The sequence below is a fragment of the Thermoflexibacter ruber genome, from assembly GCF_900113045.1.
GTDB classification, from domain to species: domain Bacteria; phylum Bacteroidota; class Bacteroidia; order Cytophagales; family Thermoflexibacteraceae; genus Thermoflexibacter; species Thermoflexibacter ruber.
Window position 1 is genome coordinate 89,542 of record NZ_FONY01000009.1, and the last position, 24,153, is coordinate 113,694.

The 24,153-nt window shown below is 39.5% G+C and carries 13 protein-coding genes; 2 read left to right on the forward strand and 11 right to left on the reverse strand.

The features are described from left to right. Nucleotides 1-12: 12 nt before the first annotated feature. The 7 genes from BM141_RS06760 to kduD all read right to left on the reverse strand — a co-directional run bounded on the left by BM141_RS06760 (nucleotide 13) and on the right by kduD (nucleotide 12,490). On the reverse strand, nucleotides 13-1,029 hold the full coding sequence (locus tag BM141_RS06760; RefSeq protein ID WP_245764002.1) for a pectinesterase family protein: 1,017 nt from the start codon (nucleotides 1,027-1,029) through the stop codon (nucleotides 13-15). 55 nt (nucleotides 1,030-1,084) lie between these two features. After that, the gene (locus BM141_RS06765; RefSeq protein ID WP_091542228.1) at nucleotides 1,085-3,010 is read right to left on the reverse strand and encodes a glycoside hydrolase family 88/105 protein; all 1,926 of its coding nucleotides are present in this window, start codon (nucleotides 3,008-3,010) and stop codon (nucleotides 1,085-1,087) included. A gap of 92 nt (nucleotides 3,011-3,102) precedes the next feature. Next, the gene (locus BM141_RS06770) at nucleotides 3,103-5,439 is read right to left on the reverse strand and encodes a glycosyl hydrolase family 28 protein (RefSeq protein WP_091542231.1); all 2,337 of its coding nucleotides are present in this window, start codon (nucleotides 5,437-5,439) and stop codon (nucleotides 3,103-3,105) included. 424 nt (nucleotides 5,440-5,863) lie between these two features. Then, nucleotides 5,864-7,519 carry a RagB/SusD family nutrient uptake outer membrane protein gene (locus tag BM141_RS06775; RefSeq protein WP_091542234.1) on the reverse strand — a complete coding sequence of 552 codons (1,656 nt, stop codon included), beginning with the start codon at nucleotides 7,517-7,519 and terminating at the stop codon, nucleotides 5,864-5,866. Nucleotides 7,520-7,617: 98 nt separating this feature from the next. Continuing rightward, entirely contained in the window at nucleotides 7,618-10,572 is a 2,955-nt protein-coding gene (locus BM141_RS06780) for a SusC/RagA family TonB-linked outer membrane protein (RefSeq protein ID WP_091542237.1), read from the reverse strand. A gap of 77 nt (nucleotides 10,573-10,649) precedes the next feature. After that, entirely contained in the window at nucleotides 10,650-11,471 is an 822-nt protein-coding gene (gene kduI, locus BM141_RS06785; RefSeq protein WP_091542241.1) for a 5-dehydro-4-deoxy-D-glucuronate isomerase, read from the reverse strand. 248 nt (nucleotides 11,472-11,719) lie between these two features. After that, nucleotides 11,720-12,490: a 2-dehydro-3-deoxy-D-gluconate 5-dehydrogenase KduD gene (gene kduD / locus BM141_RS06790; RefSeq protein WP_091542246.1), complete on the reverse strand. Its 771-nt coding sequence runs from the start codon at nucleotides 12,488-12,490 to the stop codon at nucleotides 11,720-11,722. Between the two features lie 457 nt (nucleotides 12,491-12,947). On the opposite strand from kduD, the gene BM141_RS06795 reads away from it, so the two are divergent. Continuing rightward, nucleotides 12,948-13,976: a LacI family DNA-binding transcriptional regulator gene (locus BM141_RS06795; protein ID WP_091542251.1), complete on the forward strand. Its 1,029-nt coding sequence runs from the start codon at nucleotides 12,948-12,950 to the stop codon at nucleotides 13,974-13,976. A 5-nt stretch (nucleotides 13,977-13,981) separates the two neighbouring features. On the opposite strand, the gene purE is transcribed toward BM141_RS06795, so the two are convergent. From purE to BM141_RS06810, 3 genes are read right to left on the reverse strand one after another with little or no spacing between them, the layout of a single operon-like run. Further along, on the reverse strand, nucleotides 13,982-14,491 hold the full coding sequence (purE, locus tag BM141_RS06800; protein WP_091542254.1) for a 5-(carboxyamino)imidazole ribonucleotide mutase: 510 nt from the start codon (nucleotides 14,489-14,491) through the stop codon (nucleotides 13,982-13,984). A 24-nt stretch (nucleotides 14,492-14,515) separates the two neighbouring features. Continuing rightward, a complete protein-coding gene (porW, locus tag BM141_RS06805; protein ID WP_091542257.1) occupies nucleotides 14,516-16,723 on the reverse strand; it encodes a type IX secretion system periplasmic lipoprotein PorW/SprE in 2,208 nt (735 codons plus the stop codon). Between the two features lie 16 nt (nucleotides 16,724-16,739). Then, complete coding sequence (locus BM141_RS06810; RefSeq protein WP_091542260.1) at nucleotides 16,740-17,450, reverse strand: Uma2 family endonuclease; 711 nt, start codon at nucleotides 17,448-17,450, stop codon at nucleotides 16,740-16,742. Nucleotides 17,451-17,577: 127 nt separating this feature from the next. On the opposite strand from BM141_RS06810, the gene rsmI reads away from it, so the two are divergent. Continuing rightward, on the forward strand, nucleotides 17,578-18,270 hold the full coding sequence (rsmI, locus tag BM141_RS06815) for a 16S rRNA (cytidine(1402)-2'-O)-methyltransferase (RefSeq protein WP_091542264.1): 693 nt from the start codon (nucleotides 17,578-17,580) through the stop codon (nucleotides 18,268-18,270). Nucleotides 18,271-18,415: 145 nt separating this feature from the next. Here the strand turns inward: rsmI and BM141_RS06820 are convergent, their stop codons facing one another. After that, complete coding sequence (locus BM141_RS06820; RefSeq protein WP_091542267.1) at nucleotides 18,416-24,118, reverse strand: beta-propeller fold lactonase family protein; 5,703 nt, start codon at nucleotides 24,116-24,118, stop codon at nucleotides 18,416-18,418. Between the last annotated feature and the right edge of the window lie 35 nt (nucleotides 24,119-24,153).

Consider the following 24,153-nt stretch of genomic DNA (forward strand, 5'->3'; position numbering starts at 1 on the left):
GTGATAGCATACTCATTTTGATACGTTCCACTTTCCATCAAAAGTCCAGCTCGCATTGATTTTCTTAGGGTTTATGTGTTGTAAATTATTTTTATGCCAGCTAAAATCACCTCCCTTCCTGTGGCAGTTGTAATAATAAACTCTTTCTCCCCATGAAACAGGGCTGGGGGCAGTCGTAACCCAATAAATCGCCGCATCTGCCATATTTTCTGCAAAAGTGCAATTGAGCAGGTAAAATTGGGCTTCTCTGTGATACCTTCCTAACTTAAATCCGTCATCTCCCTCAAAAGTACAATTTTTAAGTACGGTTTTGCACGCCTGAGATTGTGAACCATCATGCCAAATCGCCGCATTTTTGTTATGACAAATAAATTTGCAATTCTCCGCATACGCCCAACCTCTTGGACAGTAGAAATCTACGCCACCTTCCATGGTACAGTCTTTAAAATAGTACATTCCATTGGCGGTATCCCAAGGGCTGACCGTATCACCGCCTAATGACCGAAAAGTACAATTTTTTACTATCAAGCGAGTCGTAGGGGGCATAGCTCGCAAAGCAAACTGATGTCCGTCTGTTTTAATGACTTTTTGTTTGGTCGTATCATTGCTACATTTTACCAAAGAATCTCCTTTGGCTGAAAAGCCATATTCATTGATAACTGTCAGATTTTCAAGCGTAATGTCGTTGGCTTTCAAATTCAAAACCGCCGCTCCCCAGTCGTCAGGGTGTTCGCAACGCCAAATATCCCTTGCTTCTGAAATAATGATTTTTACCTCATTTTCCTTTTCCCCTTTTAAAGTAACTTTTTCTTTTTCTATGAAAACCTTTTCTTGGTAAATTCCTTTTTTGATAAAAATAACTCTCTGTTTATCTGCCGTTTGTGGCAAAGAATTAACTGCTTCTTGGATACTTTTAAAATTCCCTGAACCGTCTTTGGCAACAACAATCTCTCCCTTGTTTTGAGCAAGGGTTTGTCCAAAAAAAGTAAACAATAAAAGAAGAAATAATATAAATATTTTGGTTTTCAATGGTTTTATGTTTTTAGTGATTCGTGTGTTATCACACGAATCACGGTGCGAATTATTATTTCTTCTGCTGTAAAAGCCACACTGTCAGTTCTTTCATTGCCTCAAAGTTTTTATATTCTGCAGGCAATTTTTTCCCATTCACGTATTCGTTATACAACCAAGGGTCGACTACTGCAAAAACTTTCCCTTTTCCATAGTCCGATACCGCCATGATGATGTCGCCATTGTCCTTCACCACTGCGTAAGCAGGTTCTCTGACTTCTAAGGTTACTATCTCTTTGAGATACAAGGTCTTTCCTGTTTTAAAAATTGGATTACTTTCCGTAACTTCAATTTTCCCTTGCTCAAACTGATTATTTTTTACCATATTCCTATTCTTTTCTATGAATCGCAATCCAAACACTTCTACCAAGCGGTTAAAATTTCTTAGTTCCACATTTCCTGTATCATTTGCCATAACTACCAAAATTCCTCCTCCTTGTACCCAAGTTCCTATGGTTTTAATATGGTGACTTTCAATGAAATTTGGTTTTTCTGTTTCCTTTTTGGTATCAGGGTCGACTATGATGTAAATGTCTGTTTTTTTCAAATTGGCGGCAGTTGGTGCTACACTTAGAGAGGAAACCTCTGCCCCATAATTCCTAAAAATTTCTCCCCAATGCCAAAAACCTGAGTTGGTTTTGTCCTCCCAAACGTAGTGGTAGCGTTCTGTTTTTCCTTCTTTGTTTTTTCTATATTCGTTATTAAAAAAATAATCTAATACCACTTTTTTCCCCTTGCCAACTACCTGTTCCTCTGCAATTTCCATTTCTATACTTGCCTTGATGAAGGGTCCTATGCCTTTCAAATCGTCTTTGCGGATAGGCTCGCTGAGGTAGTATTCGTAACTACCATCCCTGTACGGATTGCCTCCTAAACCACCCACGCTTACAGTTTTATTCAAATGAGGAAAGCCATTTTCATCTATTTCTATAAAGTTTTTCAAAATGCCTTCATATCCTTTTTTTACTACTTGGCTCATGTTTGCGGGTAAGTAACCCATTCTCACTCCTTTCGCAATAGCATATACGTACATACACGTTGCAGAGGCTTCTAAATAATTGCCTTTTTCACCACCTTTATCCGTAATTTGATACCAACAACCACTTTCTTTATCCTGATACCTCACCAAAGCACTAATTAAGCGATTGAGGTATTGGATTAAATTTTTATACTTAGGGTGATTTTGTGGAAAATTGTCCAAGACATCTACCAAAGCCATGGCGTACCAGCCCATCGCTCTACCCCAAAAGTTAGGAGAAGTACCTGTTTGTGGGTTTGCCCATTTTTGTTGTTTACTCTCATCGTATCCATGATAAAGCAAGCCTGTTTTTTTATCAATCAAATGACTTTCAATGAGTTCAAACTGTTTGGCAATGTCATCAAAATTTTGAGGCTCGTCAAAAGTTACACTAAATTCGGTGTAAAACGGTTGCGCCATATACAAGCCATCTAACCACATTTGGTTAGGATAAATCTTTTTGTGCCAAAAACCATTTTCCTTAGTGCGGGGGTGTTCAGCTAACTGCTTGCGAATGAGGTAAGCCGCTTTTTTGTACTTTTCCTTGCCTGTTTCTTGGTAAGCAAAAAGCAATGCCCTGCCCGTAGTGATGTTGTCAATGTTAAAATTGTCCAACTCGTAGGTGCGAATCGTGCCATCTTCACGCACAAAAAGGTCTAAGTCATTGATAATGTAGCTATAATATTTTCTTTCCCCTGTGCGAATCCAAACTCTTTTCAGGGCTTCGAGCATCAAACCCTGCTCGTAATCCCAGCGAGTAGTTTTCCTTTCCCCAATCAAAATGGAGTCCTTGTGCCAAGTCATAAAGGCATCAGCCATGCGAACTGACCATGCCTTTTCTTGGGCAAAAAGTGCATTGGGTTTGGAAATAGCCCCAAACAAAACGAAGAAAAATATAAAAATGAGAATGTGCTTTTTCATGGTTTAAATTTCATAAAATGATTTGGAGTACGAGTTTCTAACTCGTATTTGTATTGTCCAACTCTACTGTCCAACTTGGAAAGTCGGACTCCTTAATTTTTTACAAAAACCGATTTACTTACTTTACTACCCAAGTCGATTTCCTTTTTTGCCTTGCTGGAATCGGTATTGAGCAAGCGAATGTTCTTTGAGCGTTCTCCATTGATTTTCAGGAGCAAATCTGCATTTTCCCTGTAAGTAATGTTGTCTAAGGTAATATTTTTGCTGTCTTGCATCTGCATAATAGTATTTTCTTCGGGGAAAAGGCTTACGTTTTTAAGGGTAATGTTTTCCCCTTCCAAACACACAAAACCTTGTTTTGCTTTCAATACAGAATTTTCTATTAAAATATTTTTCACATTCATTTCGGGCAAGCCACGCACAAAAATTCCCTTTTCTGCCCCACGACAGACTACATTTTGAATGTAAAAATCTCTGAATTGAGGAGTTCCTTCATTCAAAGGCTGAAATTCCATGCTTGGTGTTTCAGCTTGGTCGCCAAATAACGCCACAGGGTCTTTGCCCATGTAATACATATCAAATAGAATCGCCTCGCCACGAATATCAGTCATATTTATATCGGCAATGTAAATTTTTTCCACGATTCCGCCTCGTCCTCGTGCAGTTTTGAAACGAAGCCCAACATCAGTTCCTAAGAAATTACAGTTGGAAACGAATAAGTTATGCACACCACCTGACATTTCGCTACCGATTACGAAGCCTCCATGCCCATGATAAACGGTGTTATTTTTTATAATTCCATAAGCAGTTGGTATTGCCCTTTTGCGTCCTTCTTCGTCTCTACCCGATTTGATACAAATTCCGTCATCTCCTACGTCAAAAATACAATTTTCTACGCTAAAATATTGGCAGGATTCCAAATCAACACCATCACCATTTTGGGCATACCAAGGATTTCTAACAGTAATATTACGCAAGGTAATATGCTCGCTCATAAGTAGGTGCAAACACCATGCAGGAGAATTTTGGAAGGTAACTCCCTCTAAGAGAATATTTTTGCACTTAGTAAAATTCAACATATTAGGACGCAAAAAGTCTTTGATTTCGTTTGTGTTTTGCATAGTATAGCCTGCGCTCATCACCCCAGGTTTGTTTGCTTTTGAGCCTTTGAAAGATTTTTCCGAAGGATACCAAGTGTCTTTGTTTTCGTTCAACACGCCTCCCGAAGCCAAAAGTTTTTTCCATTGGGGTTCGCTCAATTTGGATTTTTTAACGGGTCGCCAAGCATCACCTGCACCGTCAATAATTCCCTGTCCTGTAATCGCAATATTTTCTAAATTAATCCCATAAATAGGTGAATGGCAACGAATAGCCTCTAATCCTTCCCAGTTGGTTTGCAGTAAAGGAAAATCGTCAAAATTGTCGCTGAATTGTAGGATTGCGCCCTTTTGTAGATGCAAGTTGATATTGCTTTTGAAAGAAACTGCTCCTGTCAGCCATAAACCCGCAGGAATCAATACCGTACCGCCTCCATTTTTCGCACATTCGTCAATGGTGTTTTGAATTGCTTTGGTATTCAAGGTCATGCCATCAGGTTTTGCACCAAACTTGACAATATTAAATGTATCTTTTTTAAAATCAGACACATAGATTTTAGGCAGTTCATATTCATATTTTCCTGCAAAAGCGGTTTTCTTTAAGTTTTTGGCAAAGTCTAATTTTAATTCTGCAATTCCTTCGGCTACCAAACTTGCCATCAGTTTTGCACCATAAGGCGAAAAATGCGTGTTATCTTCTTTATTTTCAGGAAATTTGGGATAAATTCCTCCTGCAAAGTTCATAAAAATTTTTTTAGACCCCTCTACACCATGCTGTTCTATCACTTTTTGGCTTTTTTTGTGCAAATCCAACACAGGAATATTGAACTGCTTTGCCACTTCTTTGACTACATTGGGATACTGTCCGTGTTGGTCGACAAATTGTCCTTTTTCGTCAAATTTTCTTCGCATCACGGGCGTAATAAGTAGAGCCTTTGCACCTTTTGCCTGAATCTCTTGCACATAGCGAATGAGGTTTTGTTTGTAATCGGTGCGAGCATCTGCATAACGAGTGGTGTCGTCTTTTTTGGAGTCATTATGCCCAAATTGGATAAAAACCCAATCGTCTTTTTCCAACTGATTGACTACCTTTTCCCAATGTCCCAAAGTGCGGAAACTTTTGGAGCTTCTGCCATTGACCGCATAGTTTTGAATCGCTACTTTTTCATCAAAATAGTGTGGAAAAACCTGTCCCCAACCTGTTTCTGGTGCATCTTGGGGCAGTTTGTTTGCCATAGTAGAATCGCCAATGAGGAAAAGGCGAACTTCGGTTTCTTTGTTTTTTGACGCACAAAAAACAAGAATGAGTAATATAAGTAAGGTGTTTTTCATTCAAAATAGCTTTACAGTTTAACTCTGTTTTTCATGTGATAACAGATGAAAAATTGACTTTTAATGTGGTGTGAGTTCCTTAAACTAACACATTGGTTTCTCAAAATCAATCTATTAAATGCCGTAGGCATGACCGCTTTGTATTAGAAAATAGCATTAAATTTTACAAAGTCGTCTCTAACGGGACTTCGTTATTGTTTACTTAGATTGCTACAAAGCTGTCGTCCCTATGGGACTTAAAATACAGAAAATTATTACCGTCAGACCGAAGGTCTGCACCGTTTAAACGACCCCGTACAAACCTTCGGTCTGACGGTGCGGTAAATTTTTTAACCACCTCTGACAGTTTATGAAACTGCCAGCACGGTAAGTATGAAATGAGAACAATCATAAAACTGGTTGAAAGTTGGGTTGAGAGAATAGATTAATTATATCCACTGTTTTGCGTAAATTCAGTTTTATTTAAAATTGCATCTAATTGCGTTTGCGGAATAGGACGTAAGTTGTGAAAGTTTTGCACGTTAGGTGCGCCTTCAGGGTTGTATTTTCTCACCCTCTCGACCAGTTTTCCTGTGCGTTTCAAGTCAAACCAACGCAGCTGCTCGCCAGCCAACTCTCTTGCTCTCTCGTCTAAGATAAAATCAATATTGATTTGGCTCGCAGTTACCTGCATCTCATTTTGTCTGCCTGCTTTAGTGGCTCTGGTTCTAACAACATTGATGAACTCTGCTGCTTTGGAGGTATTACCTAAGTTCATTTCTGCCTCAGCCGCAATCAAATACATCTCTGCCAAGCGGAAGATGAAGGCATCTCTGGCACTCTGTTCCTCTGCTACTGTGGCACGAGTTGGGTCATCAAATTTACGCAAAGGAGGGAAGTGTTGGTTGTCCCTTGATGCTCCTGTAAGAGGATTGTAAATCACTTCTCTGTCGTAAATCCTATATTTTCGGGTAGCTTTGATTGCTGGAGGAATGACTTTTTTGGTGGCAACGATAGCGGTATCACCAATGGCTATTCCTGCCGTCGGTGCATTCACATTAGCGAACCAAACCGTTTTAAAAGAAGCATCGTAGCGAGAGTCTATTTCATCATTAAATAAATCCAACAAGAACAAAGTAGGCATATAGCGCACAAAAGGACGACCATTGGCAATGTCTCTGACCATGCCAGGGGTAGAAACATCGTAGCGCATGCCAAACATCAAATGTCCGTTGTGTCCACCTCTGGGATGCCCATCAGGAAATAAGATATTATCTCTACGGTCATTAAGTAGCAAGTTAGAAGAATAATTTACTGCCCAAATCACTTCGCTGTTTACTAAATTATTCATTCTCCACAAGTCTGCATAGTTAGGAAGCAAGCGGAAACCGTAGCTACTAATTACTTTCTGTGCCAGAGCCGAAGCCTCTGCATTATTGCCTCTGGTGAGATATATTCGTGCTAAAAATGCCTCTGCTGCAGGTTTAGTGGCTCTGCCATAGTTAGTTGTAGTTACAGGCAGGTTATTTACTGCAAAGGTCAAATCGTCAATAATTTGTTTGTAAAAGGTTTCTACAGGAGTTCTGTTAGCAGTTGTTTGGGGTTTTTTAGATTCTTCTAAGGTAAAATGTACCCCTCCCCACATTTCTACGATGTGCCAATAATAAAAAGCTCTTAAAAAACGTAATTCGCCTTCTCTGGTTCTTCTTAGGGTTTCATTAAAACCTGCCTTGTCGATGCGAGAGATACCCGCATTGCATACATTGATAGCTTGGTAAGTTTTTCTCCAAAGGGTGTCGACAAAGGCTTGGTTGGACTGCAAGTTCAAATAATTGAGCATTTCAGGCTGTCTGTTGTCCGAACCATTAATCCATAAGTCAGTTCCCATCTCGGTGAGTCCATAGCCTTCTTCTTTGCCATACCAAAAGCGAGTATAGGCATAAGCGGCATTGACTAAGGTCTCGAAACCCGCAGGTGTAGAAAATACGGCATCTGCCGTTAAACCTGTGGGATTATATTCCTCTAATTGTTTTTTGCAAGCGGTAAATAAGCCCAAACTTACTACCAAAGCAAGGATTAATTTTAAAAAACTTATTTTCATATCTTTATCAAAATTAATTCGTGAAAAAAATTTTATATAGGAGTACGAGTTTCTAACCCGTACATTTAGTTTTTACTCGACTTAGAAAGTCGGACTCCTTAAAAATCAATATTAACACCTGCTACCCACAAGCGAGGGATAGGATTGCTCATAGAACCACCTCTTTCAGGGTCGTAGTTAGGTGTTTTAGCAAACGTTAGTACGTTTCTTCCTGTAACATAGATTCTTGCTCTTGAAACGCCTATTTTACCTACCATTTCACTTGGCAGGCTGTAACCTAAAGTCAAGCCTCTGAGCTTAATAAAAGAAGCATCTACATACTGCAAAGTGCTAAAATACAAGGTTGCACTTTGGGACTTGCTTGCGTCTGGTCTTGGGTAGTCATTGCTTGGATTTTCAGGAGTCCAATAGTTTTGGAAAGACCCATTCTCGATGCCTTGTGGGTCATGGATAGTATTGTAAGCATAAGACATCATTTGACCTATACGAGCAAAAACCTGTATGGAGAAATCAAAACCTTTGTAGCGAATATCGTTATTGAGGTTAGCACTCCAAGAGGGACGCGGCGAACCTAAGACAATACGGTCATTGGTTGGGTCTATTTTTCCATCGTTATTTTGGTCTTTTACCTTGATGTCCCCCGGTTTTTGGTTAAACTTGGCGGCTTGGTCAGCTTCTGAGGTTTGCCAAATTCCTAATTTTTCGTAGTCATAATAAGCAACTGTAGGATAGCCCACAAACCAGCCATTCACTAAGTCATTGGCTCCTGTGGCTAACTCTACAATTTCTTCTCTATTCCTAAACCAATTTACGCCTACATTCCACTGAAAGCCGTTTTTGTCTATGGCTCTTGCGTTCAGGCTCAATTCTACTCCCCTGTTTCTTGTTTTTCCTATATTTTCAGTGATGATACCTGCTCCAGAAGTAGGTGGGAGAGTTCTATTGAGGAGTAAATCTTTGGTTCTGGTATCGTACACATCAATAGAGCCTGTCAATCTATTTCTGAACAGACCAAAGTCAAAACCTCCATTATAAGTAGTAGAAAGTTCCCAACGCAACTCCTCGTTGCCTATGCGAAGGTCGAAGCGATTGCCTGTGGCTGGGGTCTCTCCAAAGGAAAAAGGAATCCTTCTAAGCAAACTTTGAGAAGAATAAGGAGCAACTGCATCGTTCCCCGCAATCCCATAACTACCTCTCACCTTCAACTCACTGAATACGTTTTGATTTTTCATAAAAGGCTCGTCTATGATATGCCAAGCACCCGCTATCGAAGGGAAGAACGCCCACTTGTTTTTATCTACCAGTTTAGATGAACCATCGCTCCTGCCCGTGAAAGAGAGAATGTACTTGCCTTTCAAGCTATACTGTACCCTACCTGTAAAAGAAACAAGGTTACTCCCAGCGTAAGCACTTGCAATAGAAACTTGCTCAGTCGCATTGCCAATGGCATAAAAAAGCTGAGAATTAAGCAATTGATTTGCACCTGTGGCAGATTGAGCTTCCTCTCTGTTGGTCAAAAGCGTAGTGATGCCCGTAGCGGTGATGTCATGCTCTCCAAATTTCTTTTGGTAAGTCAAGATATTTTCCCAAGTGAGGCGAATGTCTTGCGAAGTATTATAAACTGCCTGAGAAACAGAACCAACCCTATCTACAGTTTCTGAACCTCTGAAAATCCCTGTGCGTCTGTAGTCAAAAGTTGCCCCGAAGTTAGACCTAAAATTCAAATCAGAGGTAAGTTGGGCATCTAAATACACAGAGGAGAAAATGCGAGTAGTACGTATATTGTTCATGTAGTTATTAGGTTGCTCGTCCACCAGCGGATTGACTGTTCGTCCGTCAGGTTGGAATATGACCTTGCCCTCGCTGTCATAAGGCAACAAAAGTGGATTTAGCTTTGCGGCATTGTTGAGAGGGTCGCGACGTATATTTTGGTTGTAATGTGTGAGTTGCATTTGCGTACCCAATTTGATTTTTTCAGTAACAGAAAAATCTAAATTCACACGACCATTGTAGCGAGAAAGGTTATCCATCTTGAAAACTCCGTCTTCGCGAAAGTAGTTTAGAGAGGCATAATATCTGGTTTTTGCGTTTCCTCCTCTGACACCTACTTGGTAGTCTTGCTGCACACCATTTTTAAGGAATTGATTTATCCAATCGGTATTGGCATTGGTTTGTATTTGCTGGCGTTCAAACTCTGAAAAAATCTTAGGGTCATCTGCCTCGCTTGCCCACCTACCCGCCGCCCTATTTGCCTCTCTTTTCATCGCTACGTATTCTTGGGCATTTTTCATTCTTGGATATTCTATTTGCGAAACCCCGATGTATGAGTTCAAAGACACTGTTACCCTGTCAGATGCTCCTTTCTTTGTGGTGATAATGACTACCCCATTTGCCCCTCTTGAACCATAAATCGCTGTGGTAGAAGCATCTTTTAAGATTTCCATAGATTCTATGTCATTGGGGTTCAAGTCTTGGATAGTACTGTATTGGATACCATCTACTATGTAAAGCGGATTGTTGCTTGCAGTAATGGAGCGATTCCCTCTTACCGTAACGCTGATGCCTGCTCCTGCCTGACCGCTGTTACGTGTAATATCCACCCCCGCTACTCTGCCTTGCAAAGATTCCATGACGTTGGTCGTAGGGATTTTGGTCAAGTCTTCTGTTTTCATAGAAACGATTGCCCCTGTAACATCTCTTTTCTTGATTTGCCCATAGCCAATGATGACTACTTCATTAAGTTGGGTAACATCTGACTGGAGGCGGACATTGATTTCAGATTGACTACCTATAGCAATAGATTGTGTAGCATAGCCAATAAAGCTAAAAACCAATTCCTGTTCGCTTGCATCGGGAATATTGATGGAATATTTGCCATCAGTATCCGTAGTAGTACCTATATTTGTACCTTTAATGACGATAGACACCCCAGGAATAGGAAGCGATGTTTCCGCCTCAACTACTTTCCCTGTGATTTGACGAGTTTTTTGGGTTTGTGCAAAGGCATTTATTCCCAGTAGGAATAATACGATAAGTAAAAGTTGTTTTTTCATTTTTCACATCTACTTTTATTGTTTTCAAAAGATTCTTTACTAATAATGACAAAACATACTATGTTTTTGTGCTTACCTCACTTCAAGTGAGTTACCGATACAAAATCCATATCTGCAAATGATTGGTTCTCACCTGCCATTCCCCAAATGAATCCATAGCTCGAGGTTCCGCAACCTGAGTGAATAGACCAAGGCGGCGAAATAATTGCTTGATGGTTGTTTACCCATAAATGTCGGGTCTCTTGTGGCTCTCCCATAAGATGCAAAACACCTTGATTTTCAGGAATATCAAAATAAAAATAGGCTTCCATACGCCTATCGTGTGTATGTGGGGACATCGTATTCCAAACATTACCCGTTTTGAGCAAGGTAAGTCCCATGACCAACTGACAACTTTGAATACCGTCTAAGTGAATATACTTATAAATAGTTCTTTGGTTAGCCGTTTCTACTGCACCCATTTGTGCAGGACTTGCTTCGGTTTGTCGCATCAAACAAGTAGGATAAGTTTGATGAGCAGGACTTGACATAAGGAAAAACAAGGGATTGGCTACATTGGCAAAATTTATGTTTTTTGCTCCTTTGCCTACATACAAGCAATCCAACTTATCCATTTCATAAGCTACTTCATCTACGATTACTTTCCCTTTCCCGCCTACATTGATGATGCCCAACTCTCTCCTTTCCAAGAAATAGTTAGCTTTTAAACTGTCATAATTAGGAAGCTCGACAAGAGATTTTCGAGGCATGACCCCACCAATAATTACTCTATCGTAATGAGAATACACTAACTTTATTTGGTCTTCCTCAAAAACATTTTCCATCAGAAAACTTGCTCTGAGGGCTTTTGAATCCATCTTTGCCACTTCTTGTGGACTGTGCTGATGCCTAATTTCCATTTTCTATATTGCCTTTTGTCTGTTTTTCATGTGATAACACATGAAAAAGTGAATAATTATCTTTTAAGTGTTGAAAATACATTTGTTTCAATATATATAAAATAAGTATCTTTGTGAATTAGTGTTGATAATAAGGAGGTTACAAAATTAATTAATCTGAAATTTGAAAATCTGAAACAACTAACAACCAACAATTGCAAACCACCTCAAACTATATTCAAACATTTTCAAATTGTATTTTAATATTTTTATCTCCCCATCCAGCCGCCATCTACTGTCAGGATAGTTCCGTTTACATAATCCGAAGCCACAGAAGCTAAGAAAACAGTTGCTCCTTTTAAGTCTTCAGCCTGTCCCCATCTGCCCGCAGGAATCCTGCTCAAAATTGCCTGACTGCGTTCAGGGTCATTTCTTAGGGCTTCGGTATTGTCCGTAGCGATATATCCTGGGGCTATCCCATTGACATTAATGCCTTTACTTGCCCATTCATTTGCTAAAGCCTTAATTAGGCTGCTTACGGCTCCTTTGCTTGCTGCATAGCTTGGCACATTGATTCCCCCTTGGAAAGAAAGCAAAGAAGCCGTAAAAATGATTTTGCCTTTTCCTTGTGCTATCATCTGCTTCCCTATTTCTCTACTCAAAATAAAAGGTGCATCTAAATTGATTCCCAATACGTTATCCCAATATTCGTCAGGGTGTTCAGCTGCGGGTTTTCTTAAAATCGTTCCTGCATTGTTTACTAAAATATCTATTTGGGAAAAATCATTTTGTACTTGTTTGATAAAACCGTAAAGTGCTACCCTATCACTAAAATCAGCTTGGTAAGCACTGAATTTGCGACCTAAATTGGTAACTTCCTTTTCTACTTCACTTCCGTTTAGCTCTAAAGAGGCAGAAACTCCTATGATGTCTGCCCCAGCCTCAGCCAAAGCAATCGCCATAGCTTTTCCGATTCCTCGCTTGCACCCCGTTACCAAGGCAGTTTTTCCTGTTAAGTCAAATAGTTTCAAATCCGTCATTTATTAAAAAAGTACAATTTTTACTTGTCTAAAGATTTCTTCTCACCAAAACCTGCTTTGTGATACTTTCTTTTAAGTTAGGAGTTGATAGGAAATAGGCAAATAATAAAGGTAAAATTTTTGCAATTTTTTTATGCAAGCGTTTCCGCAACCGCTTGTATTTTAGTTCTTTGTATGATTTTTCTTAGATTTTGTGATTTTTTACATTAAAAAGAGAGTAGGAAGAATAGATGAAAGTTTTTAGATTTTAAGAGATAAATTCTTGGAAAAGTTCTATTTTTTTAGAAATGATTTTATCATTGCTATTCTTAAATTTTTTTGTATATTTGTAAAAATGGCAAGGTGTAGCACATGGCAAAGAAGAAAAAAATTAAGTAACGCTATTATTTGTAAAATTTACCTTATTTATGAGGAGCATTACAAACAATTATGGATTTTTATGAGAAGTAGATAAACGATGAGAACAGGTCAAGTAACTATTAAAGACATTGCCAAAAGGCTGAACATCTCTGTTTCTACAGTATCCAGAGCATTGAGGGATATGCCTGAGATACACCCTGATACTAAAAAAGCCATTCTAAAATTGGCAGAGGAACTTGATTATCAGCCTAATCAATTAGCTAAAAACTTAGCCAAAAGTTCTACTAAGACTATCGGAGTTATTGTTCCTAATCTAAGTTATTATTTTTTTTCTGCTGTACTCAATAGCATAGAGGAGGCAGCAATGCAAGCAGGCTATAGCGTATTGGTTTGCCAGACCAATGAGTCCCATGCCAAAGAAGTTACTAATATTCAGAACCTGATGCGTGGGCAGGTCGAGGGTTTGCTGATTTCTCTTTCAAGAGATACCGATAATTGCGAGCATATCCATCGCTTATTGCAAAAAAACGTTCCCTTAGTGCTTTTTGACCGATACATGAATGATTTAGATGCCTCTAAGGTAATTGTGGATAACCATTCCGCTGCTTTTAAAGCTACGGAACATTTGATTGAAAACCACTGTACTAAAATTGGTTTCTTGGCAGGTCCCCCCCACTTGCTCATTAGCAATCAACGTTTGTCTGGTTATAGGGCAGCATTAGAAAAACATGGATTAGAGTTTGATAGTCGTTATGTATTTCACTGTGACTATACCAAAGAAAATGCCATTGCTCAGACTTTAGCCATGATGCAACTTGCCCCTCCTCCTAATGGTATTTTTGCGGTAAGCGACAGAGTTGCCTTTGCTACTATTTTTGCTTTAAGAAGCAAAGGATACCAGATTCCGCAAGATGTAGCTATAGTAAGTTTTAATAATGAGCCTGTTTGCGAGTTTTTAACCCCTTCCTTGAGTAGCATTAGCCAGCCTATAGACCAAATAGGCAGGGAGAGTGTACGCCTCCTGTTACAACAAATAGAAGCCAAAGAAGATATTGTACCTAAGCAGGTGAGTGTTTTAGATACCACACTGGTAGTAAGAGAATCTTCTGTAAGAACCTTTAAATAAAAATATCAAAATCCTATTTTTTCTCCCTGCCAGCCGTTTTCCTCTATTTCTTGCACCGATTCCAATACCTTGTCTCTAAGTATTTCTTTGAATTTTTGAAGCTTTTGAGCAACAGTCGTATCGAAAGTGCCGAGAATCTGTGCCGCTAATATACCTGCATTGCGGCCTCCATTCAGAGCAACAGTAGCTACAGGCACGCCTGCGGGCATTTGTAAAATAGAAAGTACAGAATCCCAACCATCTATGGAGTTTGAAGATTTGATAGGTACACCTATGACAGGTAGAGTAGTGATAGATGCCACCATACCCGGTAGGTGTGCCGCTCCGCCTGCACCTGCTATGATGACTTTGATGCCTCTTGGTCTTGCATTTTCAGCATATTCTATCATTCTATGAGGGGTGCGATGGGCAGAAACTACTGTAAGTTCGAACTGAACGCCTAATTCTTCTAAGACTTTGGCAGCCTCTGACATAATCGGTAAGTCAGACTTGCTCCCCATAATAATTCCAATCATTTGATTTTGATGTGTTTAGTTTGGTTACTCTCCTCCTCGCTTTTTCTTGATATTGTCTAAAAGCGACTGAGCCAAAGGGACTAATTCACTATTTTTATTTTCTGATAAAAATTGTCCTAACATCTGCTCTACTTCTTCCAAATCATCAGAAGTTTTCACCATAAGCATAGCTGAAAGCAACTTAATTTTATCCGCAAGGTGGCTTTCAGGGTAATTTTTTTCTATATTTTTAAGTGCATTGAACGCCTGTGTGTATTGCTCTGTTTGGTAAAGTGCATAGGCTTCCTCGTACAAGCGATTTACTACCGAATCTTGGGCTTTGACCTCTCTGAAGAAGTTTTTATTGTCTAAGGATTTCGCATAAGAAGAACTTGCATAGTTTTCTTTGAGCATCTTCTCGTATTGGCTTACATCACAATCTTTGGTATCTTTGCAAATGCGAATGAGCGTAAAAACTGCTTCTGGCGCAAGCGGATTGTTGGGAAATTCTTTGACAAAACGCATTAATGTTTCTTGGGCTTTTTCGTTTTCCTTGAGTAAATAGTACATTTTGCCCAATTCCAAGAGCCCTTTTTGTAAGTCTTCTTTGGTTTTAATAATTGCTTCTGAGGTAGTAGGAATTTTGGCTAATCGCTCTTTTTTACTTTTTATTTCTACTCCATTAATTTTTTCTGTACTATTATCTACTTGATTGTCAGGTCTATTTGTATTTAAATTCTGTACGAGGGTATTATCAGTCTGATTATTTGTAGGAACGGAAATTGAGGTTTTTTGAGAACGCCTCCAGTGGTCTTCCAAAGGACGGTTGCCCCAAACTCTGAAAAAGTTGAGTTCACCTGTTTCCTTAGCCACAGGATTGTAGAAATACCATTTTTTTTCATTCGGATTGTTGGCAATCAGCGAAGGAGTAAGGTTAGAAGTAGCTTGTTTGTTGGCTATTCTTTTTTTACTACTTAGATAGAAAAGACGTTCCTGCTCTAACGCCTCTCTTTCTGCTTGCATCTCTTTTTCTATGAAAGCCTCTCTGTCACTTTCGCTCATAGCGGAGAGTTTTAACAACCTATCTGCTTCACTTACCATCGTGTAATATTCTGCAAAAGACCTCAATACCTCTAATTGTCGTTTGACTTTCTGATAGTTAGAGGAGTTTTCACTCATCAAGCTAAAAGCACTGTCGTAGTAATTGACCGATTTGGGATAGTCTTTTTTTAACTCGTAATACACTTGCCCTAATTTGAGGTAGCTGGCTATTTTTTGCCCGCTATTGCCTGAATTGGCAATGAGGGATTCTTTCAAATATTCTATGGCTCTTTGAGCATTGTTGCGTCTTGCTTCAAAACTGCCCAATTCATAATAGACCTTGTCTAAATATTCCTTATTTTTTTCATCAGTCAATAGATTTTTCAGGTATTTTTCTCCTTTGGCTACTGCATCGGCATTGTCCATAGATAAGGCGCGCGAGGAGTTAATTTGGGCATTGAAAGTCATTTCATAAGGTGGGTTGCGTTTTAGTACTTCGTTGTAATATTCATAAGCCTTAGCATCGTTGCCTAACTGCTGTTGGATTTGTGCCGCAATAAAATAAAACTTGGTTTTCATGCGACGATTATTTACGTAGGGCAGGGCTTTTTCTATGTATTCTACGGTTTTGGGCAAGTTGTTTTGCTGGCGATAGTAGTGTGCCATCATGGTATAAAAATCTCTTGCGTTCTCATCGCTTACTTTTTCCTCTTTTGCCAAGTAATTAGCTGTAAATAACACACTTTTCTTGTCATTATTGGCTATGAAAATGCGCATAAGCAGAATCAGTGCTTGATGGCGAGCATTGTCATCATCGCTTTCAGTATTGACGTACTTAAAAGTAGTCAAGGCATTAGCAAAATCACCTTGGTACATTCTTGCCTTACCCACAATGATATAGCAGTCATCAGTCCACTTGCTTTGGGAGTGAAATTGGATAGGGATAGAAGCTGTTTTAATGCAATAGTCAAAGTCTGCTTTGTAGGCGGCAGTGGCATTAGTGTCCAAAGGTGGAAGCACCTGCAAAATTTCATTATAATTGTCTTGGTAAGCATTAAATATCTTCTCCTCCACTTCTTTCATGCGTTCATCTGCCAAGAAGTGAGCGTTGTAATGAGCCGTAGTATCATGATAAAATTGGCAGGAAGATGCCATTCCCCCAAAAAAAAGAAAGCTAAAAAATAATTTAGCCCAAGAGGTGTTTAGTTTCATGCAAATTTGTCAGTTTTTAAAATTTTATTCCTGAGTTTTTGAGTAGTGCTTGCAAGCGTTCTATTTCTTTTTCTGCTTCTATTCTTTTTTTTTCTTCTTCTATCCTTTTTTTCTCCTCCTCTCGCCTTAGTTGGTATTCGTTCATGAATTGTTGGATATTTTCAATAAAAGAAAGAAAGGGCTTGCCGTCAGGGTGATACACCTTTAACTCCTTGCCTTCCAACTCAAAAGTAATACCTAAGAGAGGGCTTTTAAAGCCTTGCATATTTTCCTCTATGATGCCCAAGCCGCTACCGTTTCTTAAGAAGCCGTAAAAATCTCCATGGTCAGGGTCGTAAATGTAGTATTCTTTTACGCCATAACGATTGTAAAAAGCCAATTTTTTGTTCATCTCCGAAGGCGTATTGCTTGGTGAAAGAATTTCAAAAACTACCTGCGGAGGAATATTATCTTCTTTCCATTGGAGGTAAGAGCCTCTGTCGCCTTTGGGTCTGCCAAAAACTACCATGACATCAGGAGCGGTAACAATGTTAGGTTTCCCCTCTTCAGGATACCAAAGGAGGTCGCCTGCTACAAAAACATCTTCTCTCTCAGCGAATAAAGCATCTAAGCCACCTTGGATAGTAGTAAGGTAGCGATACTGTTTGGTATTGTCTGCCATACGTTTCCCATCAGAAGTAGGATAAATAATTTCGTTGGTGATAGGGTCGGTTTTTATTTCTATCATGGTTTGTATTTTGATTTGCCCTGATGCACTTCTATTCTAAGCAAAGATACAAAATGAATCCTAAATAATTTTAAAAATCAAAGTTTTAACGCAAATTTGCCTTTTCGTTTTGCACCCGTCATTTCTAATGGACAAAGAACAAAAAAATAGCCAACTTTACATCGTTCCTACTCCCATAGGCAACTTGGAAGACATTACCTTGCGTGCTATTAAGGTGTTAAAAATGGTGGACATCATTATTGCTGAAGACACCCGTACCTCTGGGGTACTGCTCAAACACTTGGAGATTCAGAAGCCTTTGCAAAGTTATCACGTTTTCAATGAGCATCAGACCGTACACAGCATCATAAAAAAAATAAAGGAAGGAAAAACTTTTGCCCTGATTTCAGATGCAGGAACACCCTCTATCTCCGACCCTGGTTTTTTGCTTATCCGAGAGTGTTTGAAAGAAGGTATAGCTATAGACTGCCTACCTGGGGCTACTGCCTTTGTACCTGCCTTAGTGAAATCAGGTTTACCTTCGGAAAGGTTTGTTTTTGAGGGCTTTCTTCCGCATAAGAAAGGACGCAAAACGCGCTTAGAAGCCTTAGCCAAAGAAGAAAGAACCATTATTTTGTATGAATCGCCTCACCGCATCGTCAAATGCTTGGAGCAGTTGGCAGAGCATTTGGGCAAAGAGCGAAAAGCCTCTGTGTCCAGAGAACTCACCAAACTGCACGAGGAAACTGTCAATGGGACTTTGGAAGAACTTGTTCAGATTTTCTCAGCAAAAACTCCCAAAGGAGAATTTGTCGTGGTAGTAGAGGGAAGGGCAGAGTAAGTTTAGTACTAATTTGCAAAAATAGCATATTGTAAAAGACTTATCTACAAAACTTTACTAAAAACAATACAGTTCTATTAAAAGAAAAATCCTTTTAAATAGAACTGTATATAGTCATTGATACTTAGGTTATTGCTTGCACTTCCTACATCTTCACTATTCTTTTTGTTTCTCTATTTCCTTTGCTATCAAGTACTTCTATCATATACATTCCACTTTCTAACCCTTGCAAATCAAGGCGAGTTTCGTAGAGGTTACTATTCTTTTCTATGCTGTGTGTTCTACGAACTTTTCCAGTCATATCGTATAGTTGAATAGCTATATCACCTTTATATTCTGTAAAAATACTCAGGTTTATTTCCCCGCTACTTGGGTTAGGAAATACTGCCAAAGTTTCCAAGCTATTATCTGCGGTTACTTTGTTAGTAAATCGCAAAACAAAGCGGTCTTTCACAAAACCAGCAACGGCAATATCAAATTCATATTCAGGCTCTTGGCGAATATTATGCACTTTTCCTGTCAATTTATCTTCTATGAAAACCTGCACATTATTCTTAAAGAATCGCAAATCGTTGAGTTTAAACATATACTTGCCATTGGTATAAGTATAAATAGTCAATGGAATCTGGTAATCGTCCCTGAATGAAGGCAAGCCATTGATTGCTAAGTTCTTGTCATCTTTGGAAAGTGTGAATAAAGAAGGTATCTGCCCAGAGTTGTACTGGGTACGTTCTGCATCATAGCGGAAGTCAAAACTTTCCGTTGCCCCACTTTCAAAGTAAATGGCAGTTTCGTCTTTCAATTTGCCTTGACTGACTTCTAATTTGATAAGCCCTTCTTTCTTAGCGCTCTCTGTTTCTTCTGTTCTGAAGAAGGTAGGGTTTTCGTAGGTAGTCAATCTTACGCCATTGTCCATAATAAAATCAATGTTGTTAGCGTTTGCCCTGATGAAAAAGCCTTGCCCCAATGGAATTTCGTCTGTGCCACCATTTTGTCCCACGCCATTTACGAAACTTGCCCAAGTGCCTGCATATTGTCCTGTAGGAACTCTCCTAAGCACCGCTCCGTCTATTTGAGGGTTTTTAATGACTACACTTGTCCAAGAGATAGGAGCGGGATAAGGATTTCCCGCCAATTGCCAACCTGAATGAGGTGATAAGCCTCTGCTTAACTTAGCCTTGATTTCTCCATTGTTTAGTTCGCCTATAAAATCTACTGTTGTCCCGTTTTGAATATTGGCAATATAGCCTCTCATGGGTATCAATGCTTCATTTTGATTTGCAGGGCTTTCCCAACCTTTCTCAAAGATGTGGTTAGGGGCAGTTGCCTGAACTTTACTCTCATTGTAGCGGAAAAAGTTAGGGAAAGCACCATTATAAGGCGTAACAAAGTCATAATTTGGGTTCAAAACCAAAGGCATATCATCTGCAAATTCGCTGATTTTTCCATCTTTCAAAGGAGAAGAAAAGTAGTGATAACCAATGCCTTGGAAGCCGTTAGGGTGTCCTGTTACGTGGCGTTGGACGGTGGCATTGCCTACTACTTGGTTGCTTGCGTCTGCTTTCTGAATAATCATAGCGGTTTGGTTGGCATTGGAAAGCAAAGTTAGCTTGCCGTTGGAAATCAGATTGCCGTTTTTTAACTCAATCAAACGTTTTACACTCAAAGGATTAGTAAGTGTAACATTTTGATTATTATTCACTTCTAAGTTAAGGATTTCATTGGGTAAAGCGTTTCCTGTTGCTTGTGCTACTGTTCCTTTGTAAATATAAGTAGCGTCTATGGCAAAGGTTTTAGTACCTGAAACTTGAACATCACCAACATTTGTAACATTAATTCCTTCTGCTTTGAAAATTTCTATTGTGCCACCATCTTCAAGAACGAAGTTTCCTGTGCCTGTCAAAATGAAATTGTTGAAAATGAGTTTCCCACCGTTTTTAACTCTGAGTGTACCATTGATACAAATATTCCCAGAAAGAGTAAGTACCCCACCATTCTCAATCGAGATATTATTGAAATTGCCTTGCTGTGTTTGAGCATTATTGACTATCAAATCAGTAACTCCACCGCAACCAACGACAACATTCAAAGTTTTCACATCAATTTTCACTGGATTTCCCAAACAAGTTCCTGCATTATTTTCTGTTACCACATACACATCATACTCTGTATCAGCTGTTAAACCTGCAATATTTGCCGTAAAATTGGTATTGGCTGTGGGTACATTGATAGTTCCGTTTTTCAGTGCAGCTGTTCCACCTGCATTCTGTCCCGCTTTGATTTGGGTAGCAGTAGGCGCTGCTGCCCCGTCTGCCACTACTTCATAATAGACTTTACCAATTGCATTCAGCTGTGTTCCTAAAACAAAATCAGTACTTGTTATTCCGCTTGCCGTAGGAAAACCATTGTTGAAAAGAGGTAGATTAGGCACTACATTTTGGAAAAGACTTAACGCATTGCCACCCGCATTGTCTTCTGAAGCAGTAACATAAACATCATTGCCTACCAAAGCAATCGCAGAGGGGAAATCTAAACCATTATTCCCATTGTTGTTAAGAATAGCACTAACCGTTAAGCGACCATTGGTGGTATTTCTATCAAATTCTATCAAACTACTGCTACCATAGCCTGTCGCATAGACTTTTTTTCCGTCTGCGCTTACTTTTATGCCCATTGCAATATTCAGCAAACCGTTCAGTCCGCTCGCGGGGTCAGCATTATCCAAATAGCTATTGTCCGAAAGTTCGCCTGTTGCCAAGTTTCTATTCAAAACAAGCAACAATTCAAAACCACCGTAAGAAGTAAGATAAGCGTGCTTCCCATCTGGACTAATCGCCATTTGGATAGGATTAGAAATACCAAACAAGTCGCCTCCATCATAATATCTTTTGTAAGTTAAGTTGCCCGTAGTAGTATTTCTTTCAAACAAAAGGACTGTTTGGCTTTCTAAACCAGCCACATACAAAAATTTGTTATCGGGTGAAACTACCAAACCGTTGCCATAAGCAAATACATTGGCAGGTAATCCATTATTATTTCTGAAAACCTGCGACTGGGTAAGTGCGCCTGTGGTTGCGTTGCGTGAGTAAACAATTAAACCACTGTTGTCTGAACCACCATTGTTGATAGTTTCCGCAGTTACCAAGTAAACGCTATTGCCATCAGGACTTGCCAAAACTTCCCAAGCAAATCGCAAACTATTGACATTGCCGATGGGAACGGCATTGACAAATTTTTCTTTGAAAGTCAATGCACCCGTAGTTGTATTTCTATCAAAAACTATCAAAGCATTGTCCAAGGTGGCTACCACATAGACATTTTTTCCGTCAGGACTGATGGACAAACTTCTTGGCTGCCGCATAGAGGTAATGCCGTTAGTATTGTTTTTTACATTCCCAACATAAGTTAATTGACCATTTGCAGTATTTCTACTAAAAATAGACACAGCATTGTCATCAATCGCTGCAACATAAGCAAATTTTCCATCAGGGCTAATTTTTACATCAAAAGCACCATTTAGCCCATCTACGCCAGTTGCACCATCTGTGAGCGTTTGTATGTGTGTCAAAGTCCCCACACAAGCACCCGCAGGCATTCCTATCATAAAGCTACCTACTGCACTGTAACTTGTCCCTGCTGAATTGGTTGCGAAAGCGCAATAGTAAATGGTAACACCTGTAGGCAAGCCATTTACATTGACGTTAAAATCACCAGAAATGCCCACAGCTAAGGGATAGCTCCCAATCATCAAAGCCTGATTATCTGCAAGCGTAGGTGTCGTATTTGCAGTCGACCAAACAATACCTACTGAGGTGAGCGCAAGGTTGCCGTCGGAAACAATATTTCCGCCAAAAGTAGCTGAATTTGCACCGCTAACAGAGTGATTTTGCCCATTGATAGTAGGTGCAGAAGGCAAAGTGAAAGAAAAATTATCTGTATAACTTGTTCCTAATGCGTTAGTTGCATAGCCCCTTACGTGCACTGTACCAGATAAGCCGTTCAAAGTAGCAGTGTAAATCCCTTTTGTACCCGCTACCACTACTTTGTTATTGGCAAGGGTAGGGTTTGCAGTATTTGCCCATACAAAACCTCTTTCAGTAATTGGTGAACCGCCATCAGAAAGCACTCTTGCACTTACGTCTGCGCTGTTGGCGGTATTGCTCACCAATTTTCCATCTATCAAAGTAGGTATATTAATAGGATTATTTGTAAGATTAACTGTATAATCTTCTGTTTCTCCATAGGTTAGCTGAGAGCAAGGGTCATTGACTAAGCTCATGCTTGCCTCTGTTAAAATCCTCACGCGCATACGTGTAGCCCCTGCGCTCGTACCTGCGGGGACGTTAAGCAAATCCTGGTGTGTTGTTTTTCTTGTCGTACTTTGATACACCCTTTCATCTGCGTCTGCAAAATCTCCATCTCTGTTCAAGTCTATCCAAATTGCTACTTGGCAAGCATTTCCTGCAAAAGTACTTGGCGTTTTCAAAGTAAAGCGATAAGCGTTGCTTGGCACTAAGGTAGTAGAAAGATTGGTAAAATCGCTGTAAGAATTTGTACCACAAGAAGTTGCCAAGTTATTGATACTGTTGTTCTCACCTAACAAAGTGAAGTCATTAATCGCAGTTCTTGGGGTAAGCCCATCACAAGCAAATTGATACGTTGGGATACAATATACTAAATCAGTCGTAATGCTCCTCACATTGCTGAACTGACCTGCTGCATTGACAGGTTTGATTCTGTAATGGTAAGTTTGATTTGAGGTAACATTGTTGTCTATAAAATTGGTAATGTTTTGGTTAGTTATCCCAATCGTGGTGTATTCGTTGCCACCGTCTATAGAACGTTCTATGAAATAGCCCACCTCAAAATTGGAATCTGTCCAAGAAAGCGAAATGGTACTCCCTGCTTGCACAGGCACTGCCAAAGTAGAGGCATTAGGCGCAACTGCCGCACAAGTTGCATTGCCATAATTTCGCAAAGTATTGGAAATGTTGCTCATAAAAGCATACTGCTGTGCAGTAAAAACTGCTCCGCAAAAATCTGCATAGTAGCTCATGATATTGTCCATGGCGGGAGAAAACAACTCATTGTTTGCGTCCCTCACTGTCCCCGTGTAAGTACAACCCATGTTGTTTGCATTAGGCAAGCCGTAGGGGTCAGCAGGGGTATCGCAAAAGCTGTCGCCCTTAGTATCACAATTTTTGCCTACACCTCTGGTAACTAATTCTCTATCAGTGATATTTGGAGCATTGTTAAAATCAAAAGTATGCAATAAACCAAAAAAATGTCCCAATTCGTGAGCCACAGTTCGGCTATTGGCACTCACCCCAACAATAAAAACACGCTCAATGCCTGTGGTAGGATACCAAGTATAACCACTTACAGGTTTATTGGGATTGATTGTTAGTGTTTTGGGGTAGTAAATGTTAATTACGCCTGCCTCAAAGTTCCCTGCCCCTGCCGCCATTGCAGTTTCATTCATTTGGTGGAAATCATAATACGTGTCATTATCAATGTAATGAAATTCACTACATAAATAAAATTGAATATCTATTTGCCTAAAAATGCGATTCGCCTCTGCCAAACCTTGCATAATTGCCAATTCGCTTGCCCCTCCCGTTCCATCACTTTTCCGAATGATATGAACTTTTACAGGAAAATACCTTGCTACGCCTTCTGTACGTAAATGACTTTGCTGAGGCTTTATTTTTCCCGACCTGATGAGCAACTCTCTTTCTTTTGAAGTGGGGACAGGAGTACCACAGTTTTCTTGTGCAAATACGTGAAAATGAGTAAATAAAATAGAAAATAATACGCTTAGTAAGATTTTCTGAAAGTTAGTTTTCATATAAATTAATTGATATAAGTAAATTTTTTAGTATT

What these genes read in the sequence shown, in the direction of transcription:
- BM141_RS06765 (WP_091542228.1), bottom strand. Translation starts at nt 3,010, where the DNA reads ATGAAAAAGCACATTCTCATTTTTATATTTTTCTTCGTTTTGTTTGGG.
- BM141_RS06770 (WP_091542231.1), bottom strand. Translation starts at nt 5,439, where the DNA reads ATGAAAAACACCTTACTTATATTACTCATTCTTGTTTTTTGTGCGTCA.
- BM141_RS06775 (WP_091542234.1), bottom strand. Translation starts at nt 7,519, where the DNA reads ATGAAAATAAGTTTTTTAAAATTAATCCTTGCTTTGGTAGTAAGTTTG.
- BM141_RS06780 (WP_091542237.1), bottom strand. Translation starts at nt 10,572, where the DNA reads ATGAAAAAACAACTTTTACTTATCGTATTATTCCTACTGGGAATAAAT.
- kduI (WP_091542241.1), bottom strand. Translation starts at nt 11,471, where the DNA reads ATGGAAATTAGGCATCAGCACAGTCCACAAGAAGTGGCAAAGATGGAT.
- kduD (WP_091542246.1), bottom strand. Translation starts at nt 12,490, where the DNA reads ATGACGGATTTGAAACTATTTGACTTAACAGGAAAAACTGCCTTGGTA.
- BM141_RS06795 (WP_091542251.1), top strand. Translation starts at nt 12,948, where the DNA reads ATGAGAACAGGTCAAGTAACTATTAAAGACATTGCCAAAAGGCTGAAC.
- purE (WP_091542254.1), bottom strand. Translation starts at nt 14,491, where the DNA reads ATGATTGGAATTATTATGGGGAGCAAGTCTGACTTACCGATTATGTCA.
- porW (WP_091542257.1), bottom strand. Translation starts at nt 16,723, where the DNA reads ATGAAACTAAACACCTCTTGGGCTAAATTATTTTTTAGCTTTCTTTTT.
- BM141_RS06810 (WP_091542260.1), bottom strand. Translation starts at nt 17,450, where the DNA reads ATGATAGAAATAAAAACCGACCCTATCACCAACGAAATTATTTATCCT.
- rsmI (WP_091542264.1), top strand. Translation starts at nt 17,578, where the DNA reads ATGGACAAAGAACAAAAAAATAGCCAACTTTACATCGTTCCTACTCCC.
- BM141_RS06820 (WP_091542267.1), bottom strand. Translation starts at nt 24,118, where the DNA reads ATGAAAACTAACTTTCAGAAAATCTTACTAAGCGTATTATTTTCTATT.